Below are 23,513 nucleotides of genomic sequence, written 5' to 3'. Positions count from 1 at the left end.
TCTTCGAGAGGGGGCCGGGGGCATTTCTGCCCCCGGCCGCGCCGGCGTCACTTGGTCAGTTCGGTCCAGATCTGGGAATAGATCTTCTGCACCTCGGGCGGGCAGTTCTTCGAGATGTAGCCCGCGTCGGCAAGCTCTTCGGGCGTGTTGATCTCGGGCGCCTGGGCCATGGTTTCGTCCATGAATTCCTGCGAGCCCTGGATGCCGTTCGCGTAGCGGGCGAAGTTCGACAGCATCGCCGCGTTCTCGGGCTCCATGATGAAGTTCAGGAAGAGCTTGGCGTTCTCGACGTTCTGCGCGTCCGAGATGATGGCCGCGTTGTCCATCCAGATCGAGAAGCCGGTCTGCGGATAGCCGAAGGCGATGTCGTCGTTGTCGATCCGCGCCCGCATCGAGGCGCCGTTCCAGTTGATCGACGCGGCGATGTCCTCGTTCGCGAGCCGCTCGATGGTGCTGTAGCCCATGGAGAGCCAGTTGGGCTTGGCTTCCACCAGCTTGTCGCGGACCTGGCGCAGGACCTCGCGGTCGCCGGTGCACTGCTCGCCGCCCAGGTAGTGGATGGCCATGCCCATCACGTCGTTCATCTCGGGCAGCACGTTGATCTTGCCCTTCAGCTCCTCCGGCGGGTCGAAGATCACCGCGGCGGTGTTGATGTCTCCGTCGTAGACTGCGGTGTTCACGCTGACGCCGACGGTGCCCCACTGCCACGGAACGGTGTATTCGCGGCCCGGGTCGAACTCGACGTCGACCCAGCGCGGGTCCATGTTCGAGAAGTTCTCCATCTCGTTCGGGTTCGACTTCATCAGCAGTCCCTCGGCGATGAAGATCGGCACGTAGTTGCCCGAGGGCACGACGATGTCGAAGCCGTGGCCGCCGGCCTTGAGCTTGGCGAGCGCGGTGTCGTTGGAATCGTAGTCGGTGACGGTCACGTCGACGTCGTACTCGGCCTCGAACTTCTCGATCATCTCGGGGCTCGTGTAGTTGCCCCAGTTGTAGATGTTGAGGCTGCCCTCGGCCGATGCGGCGCCGGCCAGAAGCGCCAGCGCGCTGGCGGTCGTCATGGTGCGGATCATGGTCGAACTCCCTGGATGTTGGCCCCGTCGCAGCGGGGCGTGGTAGGGCCGGATCACTTGCGGGTCCGGCTGATGAAGAAGAACGCGGTGACGAGAAGGATCGACACCGCGAGCAGCGCGGTCGAGATCGCGTTGATCTCGGGCGTGATGGTGCGCCGGATCTGGCCCAGCATGTAGGTGGGCAGGGTGTCCTGGCCGGCCGATTTCACGAACTCGGTGATGACCACGTCGTCGAGCGAGATCACGAAGGCCAGCATCGCCCCGGCAAGGATGCCGGGCCAGAGCTGGGGCAGGGTGATGTGCCGGAACACCTTGACCGGCGTGCCGTAGAGGTCCGCCCCCGCCTGCTCGAGGCTCAGGTCCATGCCCTGCAGCCGCGCGCGCACCGGCATGTAGGCGAAGGGGATGCAGAACGCCGCGTGCGCGAGGATGAGGTACCAGAGGCCGGTATAGCCGGTCGCCACCTTGATCATCGAGAAGAAGATCAGGAGCGCCACCGCGGTCACGATCTCGGGCACCATGAGCGGCTGGTTCACCAGCGCGAAGACGATCGTGCGGCCGCGCCAGGGCGCCGTGCGGGTGGTGGCGAGCGCCGCCAGCACCGCCGCGGAGGTCGCGATGAGCGACGCGCCGGTGGCGATCACCACCGACCGGATCGTGGCGGCCTGGATCTGCTCGTTCTCCCAGGCCGACGCGTACCAGCGCAGAGAGAAGCCTTCCCATTGCGAGATCGATTCGCCCGCGTTGAACGAGTAGATCACCAGGAGCACGATCGGCAGGTAGAGCAGCACGAAGCACGCGATCGCGATGGCGCTGAAGCCCGGCTGGCGGGTGACTTCGAAGGGCCTAGCCATGACGCGCCTCCTCTCCGCCGGCGGCGCGCACATAGATCAGGAGCGCGACCATCACGATCACCAGGAGCGTCAGCGACAGCGCCGCCCCGAGCGGCCAGTTGCGCAGCTGCCCGAACTGCAGCTCGATCAGGTTGCCGAGCATGATCTGCTTGCCGCCGCCCAGCACCCGCGGCGTCACGTAGGCGCCGAGGCAGGGCACGAAGACGAGGATCGACCCGGCGATCACGCCCGGCTTCACCAGCGGAAAGATGATGCGCCGCAGCACCTGCCAGCGGCTGGCGTAGAGATCGTAGCCCGCCTCGACCAGCCGGAAGTCGAAGCGTTCCATCGAGGCGTAGATCGGCAGGATCATCAGCGGCAGGTAGACGTAGGTCATGCCGACGAGCAGAGAGAACTCGGTGTAGAGCATCTGCACGGGCGCCGTGACGAGGCCCATGGCGATCAGCACCGTGTTGATCGTGCCCTCGTTGCGGATGAGCTCCATGATCGCGAAGGTTCGGATCAGGAGGTTGGTCCAGAACGGGATCATGATGAGCAGCATCCACATGTCCCGGCTGCGCCTCGGCCGCGTGGCGATGAAGTAGGCGGTCGGAAAGCCCACGAGGAACGACAGGAGCGCGGTCAGGAGCGACAGCTTGATCGAGCGCCAGAAGACCGCGAGATGGGCGTCCGCCCAGCCGAGTTCCTCTGTGAAGAAGTCGCGCTCGGCGATCACGTTGAACCAGGCCTGCGTCGAGAAGTCCCAGACGACCCCGCCGTAGTCGCCGGGGGTCAGGAACGAGTAGACGAACACGATCAGGAGCGGGCCAGACGCGGCCACCGTCAGGATGAAGAGCGCGGGGGCGAGAAGGAGCGCGCGGCTGCGGGTCGTGGCATCCATGGCGTCAGTCCCTCAGGACCTGGCCCGCGACCGCGCCGAGCCGGATGCCGACCCGGTCGCCGCGCTGGTGCGCGGGTCCCGCATCGGGCCGGTTCTGGCGGCGCAGCACGAACAGGCCGGCCTCCTGGTCGAGCGCCACGTGGTAATGCGTGTCGGTGCCGGAATACACCACCTCGGTCAGCGTGCCGGTGAGCGCACCCTCCTCGGGCGGGGCGAGCTCGGCATGTTCGGGGCGCACGGCCAGCGTGACCTTGCCCGGCGTGCCGTCGCCCTGCGCGCGCGCCTCGACGGTCCGGCCCGAGGGCAGGCGCAGCGTCGCGGTGTCGCCCGTCCGGGCGGTCAGCTCGGCCGACAGGAAGTTCGTGTCGCCGATGAAGTCCGCCACGAAGCGGTCGGCCGGGTGGTCGTAGATCTCGCGCGGTACGCCGATCTGGCGGATGCGGCCCGCGTTCATCACCGCGATCCGGTCCGACATGGTCAGCGCCTCCTCCTGGTCGTGGGTGACGAAGACGAAGGTGATGCCGGTCTCGTTCTGCAGGCGCTTCAGTTCCAGCTGCATCTCCTTGCGCAGCTTGAAGTCGAGCGCCGACAGCGGCTCGTCGAGGAGCAGCACCTTGGGCCGGGGCGCGAGCGCTCGGGCCAGGGCCACGCGCTGCTGCTGCCCGCCCGAGATCTGCGCGGTCTGCCGCTCCGCGAGCTCGCTCATGCGCACGAGCGCCAGCATCTCGCGCACGGTCGCGGCGATCTCGTCCTTCGGCCGGCCCAGCATCCTGAGCCCGAATCCCACGTTCTCGGCCACGCTCATGTGCGGGAAGAGCGCGTAGGACTGGAACACCGTGTTCACCGGCCGCTCGTAGGGCGGCTTGCCGGCGAGGTCGTCCCCGTCGAGCAGGATCGTGCCCTCGGTCGGCCCCTCGAACCCGGCGATCATGCGGAGCAGAGTCGTCTTTCCGCAGCCCGATGGCCCGAGGAGCGTGAAGAATTCGTTCTGCCGGATCGTGACCGATACGCGGTCGAGCGCGCGGAACGCATCGCTCCCCGCGCCGAACACCTTGGTCACCTCTCGGATGTCGATCATGCGGCCTGTCCCCATCTTGCGCAGGGGGATCGAACCGTGTGGGCCCGGACAAGGCAAGCCCTTCCTGCCGAAGCTGTTCCCGCGGGGCCTGACGGCCACGCCCGCGCCGCCCGGCATGGACGAGTCGCGGGTCGGGCGGCGCGATTGTGGCGGCTGTGGGGCGAGATTATCACGGAAACGTGAAGTAAGTTGGTCGGGATTGTGTCGAGCCGATTCAATCCACAGGGGGTGTAAACTTGGGAAATAGATGCCTCTGCGATTGCAATTATACTTCCCGAGTTGCGGTTATATTTTATCACTACAACCATGAAGTGAAAGATTTGACCTTCTGTCCGGAATTCATTTCCTCTTGATGAAATCGTTTTCCGCTGTCTAAGCTGAAAATATCGAACGCCATCGGGGGGTGGCATGAAAATAGGCTGCCAAACCTAATTCACCATAAAACCTATCGGCCCTGATCGGGGCCGTGTCTCGCCGTCTTTCACGGCGCCAACAGTTATGAATTGTCCGGCTTCAATTCGGCGCGACCGCGTGCCGGAGCAGGATATTTATTGAGATAATACAACGGAGTGTCTTCATGGACCCGATCGATCAAATCATTCTGCAGGGCGAAAACGCAATTATCTCCGCCGGTGGCGAAAGCTTCGCCCGCACGCAAGGCGCCGCGCTCGATGACCTGTCAGATGGCACAGTCGACGGAATTGCAGAGGGCACCTCGAATGGCACGACCGGTAACGGCGATCCTCTCGATGCATATGGATTGCGGTCCGGATATAGTGGCACCGGCTATCTCGATTACGAAGCGGACTCCGACGAAGTCCTGAACTGGACGCTGACCGTGCCGGAAGCCGGGACCTACGACCTGCACATCCGCTACGCGAACGGATCACAGGCGCGGCCGCTCGATATCCTCGTGAACGGCGCGGAGCAGGTCAGCTCCGAGTCCTTCGCGAGCACGGGCTTTGCGAACTGGGTGGTCAAGACCCTGACGATCTCGCTCGACGCGGGGGAGAACTCCCTCGCGCTGGCCATCGCAGGAAGCAATTTTGGCCCGAACATCGACGCACTCATTGTCACTTCGCAGGGCGAAGCCGCGGTCTTCCCGCCTGCGAACACCGCGCCCACCTTCGATGATGTCCCGGCCGTTTTCGCGGTCGAGGAGAACGAGACCGCGGTCGGGAGCATTGTGGCGTCCGACGCCGACGCCGATACGGTGGCCTACACGCTGGGCGGCACGGACGCCGCGCTCTTCACCATCACGTCCGCGGGCGAGCTGAGTTTTGTCTCGGCACCGGCCTTCGACGAGGCGGGCACCAACACCTACGCCGTCGAGATCATCGCCAGTGACGGTGAGCTGACCACGACGCAGGCGGTCAGCGTGACGGTGACCGAAGCCGCGGCCGATCCTTTCACGCCCATCGTGATCCAGGGCGAGTCGGCGGTCACGTCAGGGGCAGCGACGCGCGTCCTGACGCAGACCAACGCGGCGAACGAAGGCACGAGCGGTACCAACAACGACGTCTTCAACCTTCGGCCCGATTACAGCGGGTCGGGCTACCTCGATTTCGGCGGCTCTAACAATGGCGGCGAAAGTGCGACCTACACGTTCACCTCGCCGGTCGCGGGGACGTTCGAGTTGCACCTGCGCTATGCGTCGAGTGGCGTGCGCTTCGCGACCCTGACCGATGGCGCAGGAACGGAGCAGGTGGTCAGTTTCGCCGGAACGGCCGTGGGGGGCGGGGATCCGTTCGACGATTGGGGAGTCACCAGCGTCGTTGTGACCCTTGTCGAAGGTGAGAACACGCTGTCCATGGCGCTTTTCGACGGCCTTGGTCCGAACATCGATGCGATGGTGATCACCGCGCCGGGCGAGCAGCCGGACTTCGGACCGCGTTTCACCACCGTCGGGGCGCTGACGGTCGAGGATGGCGAGACGGCCGCCGGTTTCGTCGTCGCCACGGATGTGGATGACGACACCACCGACGGCGACGACGCGCCGGGACCCGTCACCTTCGCCATCGTGGGCGGGGCGGATGCAGCCGCCTTCACCGTCGATCCGGCATCCGGCGCGCTGTCGCTCGTTTCGCCCGCGGATGCGGCCGTGCAGGCGGCCTACGAGGTCGTGGTCAGCGCGACCGATGCGGCCGGAAACGTCGTGGAGCAGGCCGTGACGGTCACGGTCGATCCCAACGATGCGCCCGAGATCACGGGCGGCGTCGGCCCCGTAAGCGTGCCGAGCGGCGGTGGCCTGGTGTCGCTTGCGGCCCTGACCGTTACCGATCCCGAGGATGACCCGACGACCCTTGCCGTCCGGCTGGCCGGCGGCGGGGCGGCGCCCGCAGGCGTCGAGATCGATGGGGACGGCAACCTCGTCATTCCCGGGAACCTCGAGCCCGGCGAACTGGCGCTCGAGATCGTGGCCTCCGACGGCGCGCTGTTCTCCGCGCCGGTGGCTGTCACCGTGACGGTCGAGGCGCCCGGCGCCTTCAGCACCACCATTCAGCTCGAAACGCGGAACGGTCCGGTCACCATCGACGACGACACCGCCGGTGGCACGAACAACGCGAACCTGACGCAGGTCCGCGACGCGCAGAACACCGAGGGCAACACGACCGACGGCAAGGGCGCGGACGAGCTCTGGAACGACTTCAACGGCACCGGCTACATGGACATGGGGGGCAATGTCGGCGACGCGATCGAGGTCGCGGTCGAGGTGCCTTCCGCCGGCACCTACGCCATCACGTTCCGCTACGCGATCGGTTCGCCGACGGTCCCCGACCGCCCGATGCTCCTGACCGCGAATGGACAGACAGAGACACTGAATTTCGTCGGCACCGGAGGGTGGAGCAGCTGGGGCGAGCTGTCGGTCGAGATGGTGCTCGAAGCCGGTGTGAACACGCTCCGGCTTGCCAACACGATCACCAACGGCCCGAACCTCGACCAGGTCACCGTGACGCTGCTGAACGCTGCGCCCGAGGCCATCACGCTCGACACCCCGAGTGTCGACGAGAACGCGGCCGGCGCGGTCATCGGAACGCTGAACGTCAGCGACGACGACGCGACGCACAGCTTCACGGTCAGTGACGAGCGCTTCGAGGTCGCGGACGGCACGCTCAAGCTCGTGGACGGTGTGGCGCTGGACTTCGAGACGGAACCGAGCGTCACGCTGACGGTCACGGCCACTGACGCAGGCGGGCTGTCCGTCACGCAGGACGTCACCGTCACGGTGTCCGACGACACCTCGGACAACGTCGATCCGGGTGTCGTCGTGTTCGACGCGGGCTCGCTCGTCTCCTACACGACCAATCAGGACAAGCCGGCGGACGGCGGGGCGGGTGCCATCGTCGGCGACGACGGCGCCTCCCTGACGCTGTCGGGCAACCTGTGGAAACGCGCGCCGCTCTCGGGGGCCTACACGATCACCGAGGACACCCGCCTCGAGGTGACCTTTGCACTTGGCACGCTTCCGCCCGAGATCGTCGCCATCGGCATCGACGCGGACGACCGGCCCTTCGACCGTGCGATGGATGTCTACCAGCTGGGCGGCACACAGCCGCAGGCATACTTCGTGCAGTCGCAGCAGGCGGGAACCGAGAACGCGGACGGCAGCCGCACGTTCGTCATCGACCTTTCGGCCCATGCGGGCAAGACGATCCAGTCGCTCGTCTTCGTCGCCGACGACGACGCTCCCGGCAACGGCCTGGGCGAGGTCACGTTCTCGAACATCTCGCTCTTCGAGGACGAGGCTGATGGCAACGTGGCGCCGCGCGTGGTGGGCGGTGGCATGGCCGACTTCGCTGTGCTCGAGGGCGCGCCGCTCGAGGTCGACCTGCCGTTTGTCGACGATGACGGCGATGCGCTGAGCTACACGCTGGCCGTGACCGACGCGGACGGCGTGCCGGTCGACGTCGAGGGCCTCGCCATCGTGAACGGCGTTCTGACCGGGCCCGCGCCCGCGGTCCCAGGCACGTTCACCGTGACGGTGACAGCGAGCGACGGCACCGACACCACGAGCGACAGCTTCACGCTGACCGTCGATTGGGCAAACGACGCGCCGGTTTCGACCGACCCCGCGCTCGAGCCTTACATGGTCTCCGCCGGCGAGATGATGGCAGGGATCGAGCTTGCGGACTTTGCGCAGTTCTTCGTCGATCCCGACGCCGCACAGGGAGACGTGCTGACGCTCACCGCCGAGAACCTGCCCGAAGGGCTGACGGTCAACGACGAGGGCGTGATCGTCGGCACGCCGACGCAGCCTGGCGACTACGAGGTTGTCATCCGCGCCACCGATCTCGCGGGACTGTCCGACACGCTGACCATCCTGCTCAGCGTCGACGGGCCGCAGATCGGTGACGTGGTCACCGTCGAGGCCGAAGACTTCACCGGCCTCGGGGAGGCGCAGAACTTCCTCGTCTCGGGTCAAGCCGGGGCATCGAACGACCAGATCCTGCGCGCAGGCGTCGAGGGCACGCCGTCCTCGATCACCACCGACCTGTCGCAGAACGGCCTCGTCGAGGGCTGGTACACCGTCACGATGACCCGCTACGACGAAACCGATGGCAGCGCGACCTTCTCGCTCAGTGTCGGGGACACCGTGCTGGCCGAGAACGCGGCCTTCGACGCCGGCGGCACCTTCGACACCGGCGGGACCCGCGGCAATGCCGGGCAGGCCGGCAACCTCAAGACCGTCGCCTTCGACGTGCCGGTCTACGTCTCGCAGGGCACGATCCTGACCCTTTCGGGCCTTGCCAACGGCGAGCTGCTGCGGACCGACCGCTTCACCTTTACCCGGATCGAGACGCCGAACGTGGCGCCGGGCGAAGTGAGCCTGTCTCAGGCCAGCGTGGCAGAGAACGCCGAGGACGTGGCCATCGGCATCCTGTCCGCGACCGACCCGGACGGCGACGATTCCGCGATCATCTACTCGGTCGATCCGGCGTCGCCGTTCGAGGTGGTGGGTGACACGCTCCGGCTCAAGGCCGGCGCCGCCTTCGATTTCGAGACCGACGGCTCTTCGGTGGAGGTCGCGGTGACCGCGACCGACGCACTGGGCGGCACTTCGGTCACGACGCTGACCGTCACGATCACCGATGTCGACGAGGCGCCCGGCGCGCCGAGCCTCGACCAGCAGGCGGCAGTGGCCGAGAACACGGAGGGCGCGATCATCGGAACGCTGTCCGCCCCGGACGACGCCGGTGCGGTGACCTTCACGGTTTCCGACCCGCGTTTCGAGGTGGTGAACGGCAACGAGCTGAAACTGGTCGACGGAACCGCCCTGAACTTCGAGGAGGGCGCGGAGGTCACCGTAACGGTGACCGCCGACGACGGCAGCACGCAGACCACGGGCGAGGTGGTCGTGACCGTGGCCGACGCGAACGACGCGCCGGTCCTGCCCGAGGACGCGACGCTTCCGGATGTCAGCGTCGCGGCCAATGCCGGCGCGAGCATCGACCTCGCGGCTCTGGCCGCCACTGACGAGGACGCGGGCGACGCGGTGACCTACGCCATCTCGGGCGAGGCGGCGCTTGCCGCGGGCTTTGCGGTCGCGGCCGACGGCACCACGCTGAACGTGCCCGCATCCGCGCCTGCCGGCAGCTACGAGGTCACCGTCGTGGCCACCGACGGCACGGCAGACTCGGACTCCGTCTCGTTCATCGTGACGATCGGTGCGCCCGATCCCTTCACGCCCTTCGTGATCCAGGCCGAAGACGAAACGCTCACCTCGATCACGCTGGCGCAGGCACCCGACCAGAATTCGACGCAGGTTCGGGACCCCGACAACATCGAGAGCAACCCGGCTCTCGAGACCGGTCTCCGGCCGGACTTCACCGGGACGGGCTACCTCGATTTCGGCAACGATGCGGGCGATACGTTCACGGTCACCGTGGACGTGCCCGCCGCGGGCAGCTACGACCTGAACGTCCGCTACGCCAGCAGCACCGATCGGCCGCTCGACCTGAGCGTGAACGGCGGCACGGCGACCACGATGCCGTTCGTGTCGACCGATCCGGACGGGCCGTCGGGGCCGGCGGACGGATTTGACATCTGGCTCTACTCGACCGTCACCGTGACGCTCGAGGCCGGCAGCAACACGGTCTCGCTCGCCATCCCCGCGGGCCTCACCTCGGGTCCGAACATCGACCGCATCGAGATCACCGAGGCGGGCACCGGACCGATCCCGGTCGACGACAGCGCGGACGCCGACGGACTGCCGCTGACGCTGGACGGCGACACCGGTACGCTCACGCCGACGCAGGCGGCCTCGATCAACTTCAATGTCAGCGGTGTCGACGACGACATCGTGACGTTCGAGATCAGCTTCGACGGCGGCGCGACGCGCCAGGACGTGACCGGCATCGTCGACAGCGACGGCGACTTCGTGGTGGACGGCTCGGGCCTCGCGGCCGGTCCGCAGACCGCGACCATCATCGTCACCGATGCGGCAGGCAACGAGGCGGAAAGCTCGCTGTCCTTCGCCATCGGCGGCGCGGTCACGGTCGATCCGATCGTGGTTCAGGCCGAGGACGAGACGCAGGTGACCGTCGCCGACGCCGGCGCGCCGAACGCCACCGGGTCGAACGTGACGCGGGAGGTCAACGCGCAGAACCCCGATGCCTTCGACAATTTCCGCGAAGGCGCGGTGGATGACGCCTACATCGATTTCGGCACCGACCCGGGCGACACGATCACCTTCAGCATCGACGTCCCGGTCGCCGGCACCTACACCGCGACCATCCGCTACGCGAACGGCAGCGAGGACGTGCGCCCGCTGGAGCTTTCGCTGAACGGCGCGGCGCCAACCAACGTGGCCTTCGTGCCGACCACTGCCCCGACGGCGGAACTGACCGGCTGGGAAGGCTGGACCGACCTCGATGTCACCCTCGAACTGGTGGCGGGCACCAACACCGTCGCCCTGACCATCCCGACCGAAGCCAATGGGGGCGTGGCGAACGGGCCCAACATCGACCAGATCACCTTCACCCTCGAGGAGGGCACGGGCGAACCCGCCGACGCGCAGACGTTCGAGGAGGTCGTGAAGGTCAACTTCGAGGCGCCGACCTCGGGCAATGGCAGCTTCAACGCACCCGCGGGCTACACCACGCCCGAGGGCTTCGAGGCCGACACCGGCGCTGCCTTCGGAGACCGCGGCAACGGCTTCACCTACGGGTGGGTCGACGTGGACGACGCGAACGGCACCGTGACCGGCACGCCGCTGGCGCAGCCCACGGGGTCCATGCGTTACAAGAACGCGGCGGACGAGGCGTCCGACCTGCAGAAGACCTATGCCCATTTCGACTATCCGGGCGCGCCTGACGGCGACCGGGAACGCGCATGGGAAATCGCGCTCGAGGACGGCGTCTACCAGGTCAGCGTCGCCGTCGGCGACACCGCCGGGCAGTACGACTCGCGCTACGTCCTGAACGTCGAGGGCCAGCAGTTCGGTCCCGCATGGGACCCGGTGAACCTCGACGGCGAGAAACTCGTGGGCGGCGCCTACAACGACTCCTTCGACGGCGAGGGATACCGTTCGCACCTCTACACCGGCATGGTCGAGGTGACGGACGGCCGGCTGACCCTCGACGGCATCGGCGGCGACAACGTCGAGATCCAGTGGCTCGACATCGAGCGGGTGCCCGACCTCACGCCGGATGACGGCCGGTCTGCGGATCTCGACTATTCGAAGTTCGTGAGCGCGGTCGCGGCCTCGACCGATGATGGACAGGTGTCGATCGAGATCGGTGCGGACGGCACGGTGCCGCTCGATATCGATCCGACCTCCAGCATCGTGGTGGGCGTCGACCTCCAGGCCATCGACCACCGTGGGCCCAACGTGGCCTACGTGGACGGCGTGCGGCTCTACGAGACGCTGACGGGCGAGGAAGTGGCGATCAATGTGCAGGTCACCGGCGGGGCGGATTCGCTGACGATCCGGCCGCTCCAGGATCTCAAGGAGTTCACGAGCTACACGCTCGACATCCAGGACGTGCTCGACCTTGGCAACCTGACGGACTCGGACCTGCCGCTCCGGCAGTTCCAGGACTATTCCACGTCCTTCGTGACCGGCGAGGCGCCGGAGGTGGTCGCCCGCGAGGTGGCCTTCACCGATACCGTTGTGCTCGACGGCTTTGCCGACGGCGGCGCCGCCTACACGTCGATCGATATCGGTCCGGACGGCAGGCTCTATGTCTCGACCATCATGGGCGAGATCCATCGCTGGGACATCAATGCCGACGGCACGCTCGACAAGGCGTCGCAGGAGACGCTGAGCCTCGACTACTTCCAGGATACCGGCCGGTCGATCATCGGGCTTGCCTTCGATCCCGAGGACCCGAACACCATCTGGGTCAGCGACAACGCCCCGGTCCCGCGCGAGGGCAAGGCGGACGAGACGCCCGAGTTCTCGGGGCAGGTGTCGAAGATCACGCTCGGTGCGGGCGGTTCCTTCGAGGGCGCGAGCGCCGAGACCTACATCACCGGCCTGCCGCGATCGGGCGGCGACCACGTGACGAACAGCCTCGAGTTCCGCAACATCGGCACCGAGAGTGACCCGGAGTACCTGCTCTATGTCATGCAGGGCTCGAACTCCGCGGCAGGGCGACCCGACAATGCATGGGGCTTCCGTCCCGAGCGGCTGCTGAACGCCGCGGCGCTCGAGATCGACCCGCGGCGCGATGCGCCCGATGGCGGCTTCGACGTGCAGACCGAACCCTACGAAGCCGGGCAGAACGCGCCGACCTACCGCGATCCCAACGCGACCTTCAACGCGGATGGCACGGTCGACAATTTCTACAATCCCTTCGCCTCGGACGCGGTGCTCAAGATCTTCGGCGAAGGCATCCGCAACGCCTACGACCTCGTGTGGCACTCGAACGGCAACCTCTACGTGCCGACGAACGGCACGGCGCGGGGGGGCAACACGCTCGATGATCCGAACACGCCGATCAATGAATCCGTGACGGGCCTCGACAAGCAGTACGACTACCTCTTCCAGGTGCAGGAGGGCGGCTATTACGGCCATCCCAACTCGCTGCTGGGCCATTACGTGGTGAACGGCGGCGCCGGAGGCCCGCAGAACATCTACGGCTCGGACAACAGCGCCAACACGCCCGACGGCGGCAACGAATATGCCCCGGGCGTGGTGCGGGACGAGGACTACGATGCCGACGGATCCTATTCGCTCGGCTTCAACAAGTCGCCGAACGGTGCGACCGAATATACGGGCAACCTGTTCGGCTCGAACCTCAAGGGCGCGATCCTGTTCGCGCAGTTCTCGGTGGGCGACAACGTCCGCGTCATCAACGTCGACCCGGTCACCGGCCGCGTCACCGGTGACGACGTGCTGCGGCGTCCGGGCGGCGACGTGATCGACGAGTACATCGACCCGCTCGACATCATCGAGAACCCTCTGACCGGCCAACTCTACATGATGACGCTGAACCGCGGCACGGGCGAAAGCCGGATTGTCCTGCTGAACCCGGCGCCGGGCGGCGTGGTGGTCGACACCACCGCGGACGAGGGCAACGACCTGGCGCTCGCCATCGCCGTGGCCGATCCCGAGAACGCGGCCTTCACGATCACCGGAGCGGACAGCGACCTCGTCTCGCTCTCGGTCAGCTTCACCGACGGAACCACCACGGTGACAGCGGCGGCGACCGGCAACGGCACCTACGCGGTCGACCTGTCGGCGCTGAGCGGGCCGGTTTCGGCCACGCTCACCGTCGAGGACGACAGCGGCTTCACCGCCACGGCGAGCGCGCAGGCGACGATCGGCGAGACCGGCGGCAGCGTGTTCCTCGACGCCACGGCCTTCACCGTGCTCAGCACGCTCACCGGCACGGATGCGACGGTCATCCGCAACGTCAACCTCCCCTCGACCCATGAGGCCGGACAGACCTACGACATCGACCCGGTGGACGGCCTCAACGACGGCTATGACGGCGTGGCCTATCTCGACCCGAACGGCGGGCCCGAGGACAAGGCGTCCTTCGCCTTCAACGCCCCGGCCGCGGGCACCTACACGTTCAGCTTCCGGATGGCGGCGCAGCAGGCGCGGTCCATCACCTTCGGCGCGAACGGCGACAGCGAGACGGTCACCGTCAACACGGGCAGCTTCCTGACCTGGCAGTCCTACGACGTGGTGCTGACCATGGCGGCGGGAGCCAACACCGTCGTCATCAGCCAGACCGGACCCAACGCGCCCAACATCGACAGCGTGACCATCACGCCGCTCGACGTGGCCGACGGCACTGCGGATGCGGGCGGCGACCTCGATCTCGTGGCGACGGACCTGAGCGATCCCGCGAACGCGGTGTTCACCATCAGCGGAGCGGATGCCGACCTCGTGGACCTCGGCGTCATCTTCGACGACGGGACGACCACGGTGACGGCGACGCCCACGGGCAACGGTGCCTTCACCGCCGACCTGTCGGCGCTGACGGGTGCGGTGACCGCCACGCTGACCGTCTCGGACGGCACGAACACGGCGACCGAGACGGCGAGCTTCACGCTCGATGCGAGCGGTGTGCCGAACGACGGAACCGAAACCGTGGGTGGCGTGCCGTTCACGATCTACGAGGCCGAGAACGCGGCGCTCACCGGCGCGACGGACCTCGTGACCACGGCCGAGGACAACCGCGGGCAAAGCGGCGGCGCCTTCGTCGACTTCGACGGCGACGGGCAGGTCTCGATCACCTGGACGGTCGAGGTCAGCCAGGCTGGCAGCTACCGCGTCGACTTCCTCTATGCGCTCGCGACGAGCAAGGCCGACCGGCCGATGCAGCTGTCCGTCGATGGCACGCCGGCGCAGGTCGTGGGTTTCCCGGCCAACTCGAACGAGGACGAGACCATCTGGACGCCGGCCATCGTGGAGCTTGACCTGGCGCCCGGGGTGCACACGCTGACGCTGACGGCGACCGGTTCGGCAAGCCCCAACATCGACTACCTGCGCATCACCTCCGCGCCGCTGTCCGAGCCGCTCGACCTCGACGCGGACGAGGGCGACGACCTCGCGCTGACCGTGCTCGACCAGACCGATGCACAGGCCGTGCTGTTCCAGGTCACCGGGCTCGACGACGACATCGAGACGCTGCAGGTCGCCTTCAACGGCGGCGCGCCGCAGACCGTGACGCTCGACGGAAACGGCCAGTTCACCGCGGATGTCGGCATCGTGCTCGGCACGGTCGACGCGGTGCTGACGGTCGTCGACGACGCGGCCAACATCGCCTCCGCCGACGCGTCCTTCGCGGTCAGCCCTGACGGCAACCCGAACGCGGACATCGCGATCCAGAGCCTCGACCCCGTGTTCCTGTCCGACCGTCTGCATTTCTCGTTCCTGCAGGATCCGAACGTCTCCGATCCGTCGAATGGCGACAGGGCCTACAAGGACAGTGCGACGGTCCGGATCTCGAACACCGGGACCGAGGCGCTGGAGTTCGCAGCGGCCGAGATCACCGGACCCTACGATCTCGCGGATCCGACGGTCTTCGACGGGCTGACGCTTGCGGCCGGCCAGTCGATCGATGTCACCGTCCTGTTCGACGCGACCGAGATCCAGCCCAAGCCCGGCAACGGGCAGAACGGGGTGCGGTTCGGCGAGCTGACGCTGACCACCAACGACGCGGAGGATCCGATCGTCTCCGTCGACCTCGCCGGCTTCTGGCAGGCGCGCGACGAGGGCGGATGGGAGCCCAACGTCAACGAGGTGTGGCAGCTCTTCGGCTTCGGCAACACGATCGAGGGCCTGACCTTCCAGGGCGGGGGAGAGAGCGACGAGCTCGACTTCTACGACCTCTACCTGCCGGTCGACGAGACCGAGGTGCTGTCGCCGTACTGGCGCCTCGCGGAAGGTGTGGACGAGGCGCGCCTCACGCAGATCGCCGCGTTCCACGGGCCGTCGGGCGCGACGCTCGGCATCCACAACCCGGGCAACAAGGGCCAGGGGATCACCTTCAGCAACCACGCGGGAGACCAGAACCAGACGCTGTTCCCGCTCCTCGGTAACGGCAGCTTCGCCTCGTCCACCTTCGACGGGGGCACCATTCCCGACGGCTGGCTCGGCTCGGACATCTTCGGCATCTCCATGGCGGGGCTGTCGACCGATCCGCGGCTCAACCCGTCGGGCAGCGGAACCGTCACGCAAGCCGAGCTCGATGCCCGCTACCCGGGCTACACCGTCACCGGCGGCGTCGTCACCGGGCCGGACGGCGAGGGGGTCACGGACGGCTACACGGTGCGCATGTTCCAGGCGGTCGACCAGGACGGAAACGTGATCGAGAACACGTTCCTGGGGATCATGGACTACACGGGCATCAACTACGACTACAACGACAACATGTTCGTCATCGAGGGCGTGACGCCCGTGGGTTTCGGCGGCGTGCTCGCGGTCTCGGGGCTCGACGACGCGGCGGCGGACGATCGGCTCGTGTTCACGAACATCGAGAACCCGAACAACGTGGGGGGCCTGACGCAGACCTTCCGCAACGAGGCAACCTTCACGCTCTCGAACGACGGGATCGCGGCGCTCGACGTGGCCGCGCTGACCATCGAGGGCGCGGATGCCGGTGCATTCGAGATCATTTCGGGGCCCTCGGGCGCCTTCACGATCGGTGCGGGCCAGTCCATCCAGGTCACCGTCGCCTTCACCGGTGCGGATGGCGTGGACGACAACGCGGCGGTGCTGCACGACGACGCGCGCCTCGTGGTCACGCCGGAGGGCAGCGCGGCGCGGACCATCGCGCTTGCCGGTCTCGCCCAGCTCCAGTCGGAGAGCGGGGAGGAACCGACCGTCGCGCAAGTGGTTCAGGCGTTCGGCTACTCCACCGACATGGCCCAGGGCCAGCTGGCCAACGGCGGGCAGGTCGAGGCGGTGGGCGACGAGGTGATCGCGCCCTACCTGACCGCCCTTGACGGCAGCCAGCCCGTCGAGGTGATCCAGCTTGCGGCGTTCCTGCAGCAGACCAACGTCGCGCGACTGAGCCTTCACGGTCTCGAAAGCGCGGAACTGACCGAGCTCTTCGCGGCCGACGACCAGCAGGGCCAGACCGTCCTTCCCGACGGGCTCGTCACCGGACCCGGCGATACAGGCGGCGTTGCGCGGGCGTCCTTCGATCCGTCGGGTCCGTTCGGGCTGAAGGTGACGGTCGACGGCCGGCCCACCTATGCCTCGTGGACCGACCCCGAGATCAACCGGGTCGATCCGCAGTTCGGGCAGCTCGTCGGCGACGATGCCGGCCACCTCATCCGGTTCTTCCAAGCGAAGGATGCGAACGGCCAGGACATTCCCGGGACGCTGATCGCGATCCAGGACTACCCGGGCGCCGGCAACTACGACTACAACGACCACATGTTCATCATCCGCAACGTCGCGGCCTATGACCCGACCGGGGCGGAGGATGCGAACGGCAACGGCGTGATCGACGCGCTCGAGAGCGACGTGGACAATGACGGTCTGGCGAGCTTCTTCGATCCGGACGAGACGCCGGATACCGGCGGAGGGCTCGATCGTGGCGGTTACGTGGTGGGCTTCAACGTCGGTGGTGCCGCGGTGGCGAGCCAGCAGGGCCTCGGCGGTGTCGCGCTGCGCGCCGACGACGATCCCCTTATCGCCTATGCGGGCGACGGGGCGACGCGGGCGCCTGGTCTGGACGGGGCGGGCAACCCCAACGGCGCGAACGCGCTGCCGGGCGCCTTCCAGTCCTACCGCGACGGCACGAGCTGGACGGTCGAGGTCTCGGGCCTGGTCGACGGGGAGTACGTGGTGGTGCTGCACACCCAGGAGACCTACTGGAACAGCGCCGGCCAGCGACAGTTCGACATCGACATCGACGGCGTCGAGGTCGCGAACAACATCGATCCCTTCGCGGCGGCCGGCGGCAACGGCGATACGCCGGTAGAGATCGAGGCGCTGGTGCAGGTTTCGGGCGGGTCGTTCACGGTCACGCTCGAGAGCCTGGGCGCGGACGGCATCGACAATGCCGCGCTGAACGCCATCACCATCTACCAGTCGGCGGCGAATCCCGGCGGCGGCCTCCAGGGCGAGCAGCCCGACCAGCAGCCGTTCCCGGGACCAGACGCGCCGGTCTTCGCCGACGGGTCGCTGACCGTCGACGCGTCGAACTACGACACGGGCGGGCAGGGCGAGGCGTACAACGATGCGCCGGGCCTGACGGGCGGCTCGAACGGCGGGCGGGACGATGGCGACGTCGAGCAGACCTCGTCCGGCGATATAGGCTGGATCGAGAACGGCGACTGGTACGAGTACACCATCGACGTGGCGGAGGCGGGGCTCTACGACCTCGACCTGCTCCTGGCCTTCGGCGGCACCGGCGCGCGCAGCGCCACGGTGGAGTTCTACGCCCAGGGGGCCGACACGCCCTATGCCACGACCGGCGCAATCGCGAACCCCTCGACCGGGACGTGGTCGAACTTCGTGGCGCGTTCGGCCGACGGCATCGAGCTCGAGGCCGGCGAACAGGTGGTGCGGGTGACCTTTGCGGGCGGCAGCCAGGACTTCCGGTCCTTCACGCTGACCCAGCAGGCACCGGTCAACCAGGCACCGACCGCGTCGGACATCGCGCCGGTCGTGGTGACCGAGGGCCAGGCCATCGCGCTCGATGTCTCGGACGCCTTCGACGATCCGGACGGCGACGCGCTGAGCTACACGGTCAGCGGCCTGGCGGGGCTCACGATCGGCTCGGACGGCACGATCAGCGGCACCGCTCCGCTGGTGACGGGCGACACGTCCTATGACGTGACGGTCACGGCCAGCGACGGCACGCTCTCGGTTTCCGAGACCTTCAGCCTGACTGTCGAAGACGTCCCGGTCGTCACGCCGGTGCAGAACCCGTTCCCCGGGCCGGACGCCCCGGTTCTCGACGGCACGCTCACGGTCGATGCCACCAACTTCGACACGGGCGGGCAGGGCGTCTCCTGGAACGACAATCCCGGCAAGGACGGCGGCTCCGCCGCCCGGCCTGGCACGGATGTCGAGACCGTCGGAGCGGAGGGCGATATCGGCCACGTGCTGCCGGGCGAATGGGTGGAGTACACGATCGACGTGGCCGAGGCCGGGACCTACGACCTGAGCCTCGTGGCGAAGGCACCGACCCCGGGCGCGACGATCACGGTCTCGCTCGAGGACGGCACGCCGCTCACCCAGTTCACGCTGGAGGATGCCAATACCGCGGTGAACAACTCGTTCGGCGGAACCGCCTTCTCCTCGACCGGGACGCAGCAGATCGCGCTCGCGGCGGGGGAGCAGACGCTGCGCTTCACCTTCGACGGAACGCTCGCGGACAACGGCTACGTGCTGGACATGCGGTCGTTCACGCTCTCCGAGGTGGAGGACCCGGTGCAGGACGCAGTCGGCCAGGCCGGCAGCGTGACGTTCACCCAGGCAAATGCGGGCTCTTGGAACTCGGTCACCTTCGACCAGGCGCTGGACAACCCGTCCGTCGTCATGGGGCCGATCCTCTCCGGCGACGCGGCCCCCGGCGTCATGCGGGTGCGCAACGTCACCGACACCGGCTTCGAGTACCAGCTGGACGAGTGGGACTACCTCGACGGCAGCCATGGCAGCGCCACCGTGGGCTGGCTGGCGGTCGAACAGGGCAGTCACCAGATCAGCGGCCTGACGATCGCCGCGGGTGCGGGCACAGCCAGTGACAGCCTGTCGACCATCGCTTTCGGCCAGAACTTCGCCGCGGCGCCGGTGGTGCTGGCGCAGGTGGCCTCCGACAACGGCAACGGCGCGGTGGTCGACCGGATCGACGGCGTGACCACGACGGGCTTCGGCGTGGCGCTCGACAACGATGAGATCGAGACGCTTCCGCACGGGTCCGAGGCCCTGCACTGGGTCGCGGTCTCGTCGGGCGGATCGGCCGCGGTCGGGGCGGCGTCCGGGCTGACGGGCAACAGCGTCACCCAGAGCACCAGCACGATCCCGTTCGGCAAGACCTTCGAGGACTCCTTCGTCTTCCTTGCCGACATGCAGACCGAGGACGGGACCGATCCGGCGACCGTCCGCCTCGCCGGGCTTACGGACAGTCAGGCGTCGGTGTTCATCGAGGAGGAACAGTCGCGCGAGGCCGAAATCGGCCACACGAGCGAGGTCGTGGGCTGGGTCGGCCTGAACGAGGGCCTGCTCTACGACGACACGGGCCTGCTCTGACAACGGACGGGGCGCGCGGTATTGCCGCGCGCCCCGTTCCGAAAGGCGCTTCCGACGCGCGGTGCTGCCCCTGCAGTGCCGCGCGTCAGTCCGTTTCCTTGATCCAGAAGACCGCGCCGAGGGGGGGCAGGACCACGGAGGCCGAAGCCGGCTGGCCGTGCGAGGGGGTGTCGCCCGCGGTGACCGCGCCCATGTTGCCGCGCCCGCCGCCGCCGTAGATCTCGGCGTCGCTGTTCAGGGCCTCGCGCCAGCGGCCCGCGGACGGGAAGCCCAGGCGGTAGGCGTCCTGGGTGACGGGGGTGAAGTTCACGGCGACCACGACCTCGGGATCGCCCGGCGCGCCGCGCCGGATCCAGGCGAAGACCGAGCGCGCGGCGTCGTTCGCCTCGATCCACTGGAAGCCGTCGGGTTCGGCATCCTTCGCGTGGAGCGCGGGCGTGTCGCGGTAGAGGTGGTTCAGGTCGCGCACCAGCGCCCGCACGCCCGCATGCGACGGACGCGCCGCCATGTCCCAGTCGAGCGACGTCTCGAAGTTCCACTCGTGCGTCTGCGCGAATTCCTGTCCCATGAACAGGAGCTTCTTGCCCGGATGGCCCCACATGAAGCCGTAATAGGCGCGCAGGTTTGCGAAGCGCTCCCAGTCGTCGCCCGGCATCCGCGTCAGCATCGAGCCCTTGCCGTGCACCACCTCGTCGTGGCTGATCGGCAGGATGAAGTTCTCCGAGAACGCGTAGTGCAGCCCGAACGTCATCTGGTGATGGTGGTGCTTGCGGTGGATCGGGTCCTTCTTGATGTATTCGAGCGTGTCGTTCATCCAGCCCATGTTCCACTTGAACCCGAAGCCGAGCCCGCCGTCCCAGATCGGCCGCGACACCTTCGGATAGGAGGTGGATTCCTCGGCCACGGTCATGATCCCCGGGCACGCGCCGTAGGTCTGCGTGTTCATGGCCTGCAGCATGGCGATGGCCTCGTAGTTCTCGCGCCCGCCGTCCTTGTTCGGAACCCACTCGCCCTCGCGGCGCGAATAGTCGCGGTAGAGCATCGAGGCGACGGCATCCACGCGCAGCCCGTCGGCATGGTATTCCTCGAGCCAGTAGAGCGCGTTGGCCGTCAGGTAGTTCATCACCTCGCGCCGCCCGTAATTGTAGATGAGCGTGTTCCAGTCCTGGTGGAACCCCTCGCGCGGATCGGCATGTTCGTAGAGCGCGGTGCCGTCGAACTGCCCGAGCCCGTGCGGATCGGAAGGGAAGTGCCCGGGCACCCAGTCGAGCAGGATGCCGATCCCCGCCTTGTGCGCCGCGTTCACGAGGTCGCGGAACTCGTGCGGGGGCCCGTGCCGGATGGTGGGCGCGAAGAGGCCCACCGGCTGGTAGCCCCACGACCCGTCGAACGGGAATTCCGAGAGCGGCAGGAACTCGATATGGGTGAAGCCCATGTCGCGCACGTAGTCGACGAGCTCGGTCGCGGCCTCGACATACGAGATGCGGCGGTTGTCGGCCTTGCGCGTCCAGCTGCCGAGGTGGACCTCGTAGACCGAGATCGGCGCCGTGCGGGCGTTGCGCTCGGCGCGCGCCTGCATCCAGCCCTCGTCCGACCAGCCATAGCCCGAGATGTCGCGCACCACGCTCGCGTTCTCCGGCGGATGTTGCGAGCCGAAGCCCACCGGGTCGGACTTGAGCGGCAGCGGTGCGCCGTGGGCGCCGATGATCTCGTACTTGTAGACGGTGCCTTCGCCCCGGCCCGGCACGAACAGTTCCCACACGCCGGTGGCGCCGCGCCGGCGCATCACGTGGCGCCGCCCGTCCCACTGGTTGAACTCGCCCACGACCGAAACGCGCCGCGCGTTCGGCGCCCAGACCGCGAAATGCGTGCCCCAGACGCCCTCGTGGGTCATGACGTGGGCGCCGAGCACCTGCCAGAGCCGCTGGTGCGTGCCCTCGCCGAGGAGGTGCTCGTCCATCTCGCCCAGCACGGGGCCGAAGCGGTAGGGGTCCTCGGCGTCCCAGCTCTGTCCCCTGGCCGAGCGGCCGCGCAGGCCGTAGGGCGCGTCCCCGGGGACCGGCCCGCGAAAGACGCCCGGCGCGCCCTTGACCGGGTCGAGCGGGAACTCGTCGGTGCCGATCACCGCGGCGAGGCGCGCGGCGCCCGGATCGAAGGCCGTGACCGTGCGGCCCGATCCCGACCAGTGCGGTCCGAGGGCCGCGAAGGGATCGTCGCAGGTGCCGTCGGCAACGCGTTTCAGGAGCTCGAGCGGGGGGACGTCGGGGTTCTGTGCCATGCCCGACAGCTTAGGCGCGCGCGCCCGTGGTTCAATAGCCGGCACCTGCCGCGACCGCGCGGAGCCGACCGCGCTGCCGCGTCGGCGGGCGGCTCCGCGCCGGAACCGCGGCGGCATGATCGACGTTGCTGCATGTAAACCTGCGCGCGGGTCGGACCCTTCACGGCGCAGGCAGTGTACGAGGATCACACCGCATGACCGAACGTCCCGAGGACGCCGAGCCGGAGAAGTCCGGGTATTCGGACAAGGAAGTCCAGCAGATCGACCGCCACCGCAGCCTGTCTCCCCGCGCCGTCTACGAGGTGGTGAGCCAGGAGGGGCGGGAGGAAATCCTGCGCCCGCTCTGGTCGCTCTGGTGGTCGGGCATCGCCGCGGGCATCGGCATCTCGGCCTCGGTCCTGTCCGAGGGCATCCTGCACCAGACCTTCCTCGACCATCCCTACCGGGGCGCGATCGAGAACATGGGCTACACGGTCGGGTTCATCCTGGTGATCCTCGGGCGGCTGCAGCTCTTCACGGAGAACACCATCACCGTGGTCCTGCCGGTGCTGAAGGAGAAGTCGCTCACGACCTTCGGATGCGCCGCGCGCCTCTGGGCGGTGGTCTTCGCGGCGAATCTTCTCGGAACGGCCTTCGTCGCGCTCTTGACGGTGCACGGGGGCACGGTCGGCCCCGAATATGTCGAGGGCATGAAGGAGGTGGGCCGCCACTTCGCCGAGAACAGCGCGGCCGAAGCTTTCAAGTACGGGGTGCCGGCGGGCTTCTTCATCGCGGCGATCGTCTGGATGCTGCCCTCGTCCGAGGGCTTCGAGATCTTCGTGATCTTTCTGTTCACCTACCTGATCGCCATGGGCGACTTCACCCACGTGGTCGCGGGCTCGCACGAGGCGTTCCTGCTGTGGATGAGCGGCGAGATCGGCGCGGGCAAGGCGTGGCTCGGGCTCATCCTGCCGAGCTTTGCCGGCAACGTGCTGGGCGGTACGGGCCTCTTCGCGCTCCTGGCCTACGGGCAGGTGGCGGCCGAAATCGGGCCCGCGCGCGCCTCGCCGACCGAGGAGGGCCTGCGCGCCCATGCCGCCGAGCGCGGCGCGGGGGGCGGGCGCAGCGTCTGACGCGCCGCCGCCTCGCGGCATGAAGAAAGCCCGGACCGGGGAGACCGGTCCGGGCTTTCCTTTGGGCGAC

At 67.8% G+C, this 23,513-nt stretch carries 7 protein-coding genes; 2 read left to right on the top strand and 5 right to left on the bottom strand.

The window, feature by feature from the left end; translation table 11 throughout:
- Positions 1-47: 47 nt before the first annotated feature.
- From RISW2_RS06090 to RISW2_RS06075, 4 genes are read right to left on the bottom strand one after another with little or no spacing between them, the layout of a single operon-like run.
- The gene (locus RISW2_RS06090; protein ID WP_043768033.1) at positions 48-1,073 is read right to left on the bottom strand and encodes an ABC transporter substrate-binding protein; all 1,026 of its coding nucleotides are present in this window, start codon (positions 1,071-1,073) and stop codon (positions 48-50) included.
- A 53-nt stretch (positions 1,074-1,126) separates the two neighbouring features.
- Positions 1,127-1,927: an ABC transporter permease gene (locus RISW2_RS06085; protein ID WP_043768030.1), complete on the bottom strand. Its 801-nt coding sequence runs from the start codon at positions 1,925-1,927 to the stop codon at positions 1,127-1,129.
- Positions 1,920-2,807 carry an ABC transporter permease gene (locus tag RISW2_RS06080; protein ID WP_043768028.1) on the bottom strand — a complete coding sequence of 296 codons (888 nt, stop codon included), beginning with the start codon at positions 2,805-2,807 and terminating at the stop codon, positions 1,920-1,922. The genes RISW2_RS06085 and RISW2_RS06080 overlap by 8 nt, the downstream gene beginning before the upstream one ends.
- Positions 2,808-2,811: 4 nt before the next feature.
- Positions 2,812-3,885: an ABC transporter ATP-binding protein gene (locus RISW2_RS06075; RefSeq protein ID WP_084615272.1), complete on the bottom strand. Its 1,074-nt coding sequence runs from the start codon at positions 3,883-3,885 to the stop codon at positions 2,812-2,814.
- Between the two features lie 577 nt (positions 3,886-4,462).
- On the opposite strand from RISW2_RS06075, the gene RISW2_RS06070 reads away from it, so the two are divergent.
- On the top strand, positions 4,463-20,053 hold the full coding sequence (locus RISW2_RS06070) for a carbohydrate-binding protein (RefSeq protein WP_043768022.1): 15,591 nt from the start codon (positions 4,463-4,465) through the stop codon (positions 20,051-20,053).
- 85 nt (positions 20,054-20,138) lie between these two features.
- Here RISW2_RS06070 and glgB read toward each other — a convergent pair whose 3' ends face one another.
- Positions 20,139-22,331, bottom strand: a complete 2,193-nt coding sequence (gene glgB, locus RISW2_RS06065) for a 1,4-alpha-glucan branching protein GlgB (RefSeq protein WP_043768018.1) — start codon at positions 22,329-22,331, stop codon at positions 20,139-20,141.
- A gap of 194 nt (positions 22,332-22,525) precedes the next feature.
- Here glgB and RISW2_RS06060 point away from each other — a divergent pair, with 194 nt between their 5' ends.
- Positions 22,526-23,443, top strand: a complete 918-nt coding sequence (locus tag RISW2_RS06060) for a formate/nitrite transporter family protein (protein ID WP_084615271.1) — start codon at positions 22,526-22,528, stop codon at positions 23,441-23,443.
- Positions 23,444-23,513 lie beyond the last annotated feature (70 nt).

The organism is Roseivivax isoporae LMG 25204, assembly GCF_000521865.1.
GTDB classification, from domain to species: domain Bacteria; phylum Pseudomonadota; class Alphaproteobacteria; order Rhodobacterales; family Rhodobacteraceae; genus Roseivivax; species Roseivivax isoporae.
The sequence above is the reverse complement of the archived record's forward strand: the minus strand, read 5'-3'. Positions and strand labels throughout refer to the sequence as shown.

Bases quoted from the DNA above. Each gene is read 5' to 3' on its own strand.
- RISW2_RS06070 (WP_043768022.1), top strand. From the start codon at position 4,463: ATGGACCCGATCGATCAAATCATTCTGCAGGGCGAAAACGCAATTATC.
- RISW2_RS06085 (WP_043768030.1), bottom strand. From the start codon at position 1,927: ATGGCTAGGCCCTTCGAAGTCACCCGCCAGCCGGGCTTCAGCGCCATC.
- RISW2_RS06075 (WP_084615272.1), bottom strand. From the start codon at position 3,885: ATGATCGACATCCGAGAGGTGACCAAGGTGTTCGGCGCGGGGAGCGAT.
- glgB (WP_043768018.1), bottom strand. From the start codon at position 22,331: ATGGCACAGAACCCCGACGTCCCCCCGCTCGAGCTCCTGAAACGCGTT.
- RISW2_RS06090 (WP_043768033.1), bottom strand. From the start codon at position 1,073: ATGATCCGCACCATGACGACCGCCAGCGCGCTGGCGCTTCTGGCCGGC.
- RISW2_RS06080 (WP_043768028.1), bottom strand. From the start codon at position 2,807: ATGGATGCCACGACCCGCAGCCGCGCGCTCCTTCTCGCCCCCGCGCTC.
- RISW2_RS06060 (WP_084615271.1), top strand. From the start codon at position 22,526: ATGACCGAACGTCCCGAGGACGCCGAGCCGGAGAAGTCCGGGTATTCG.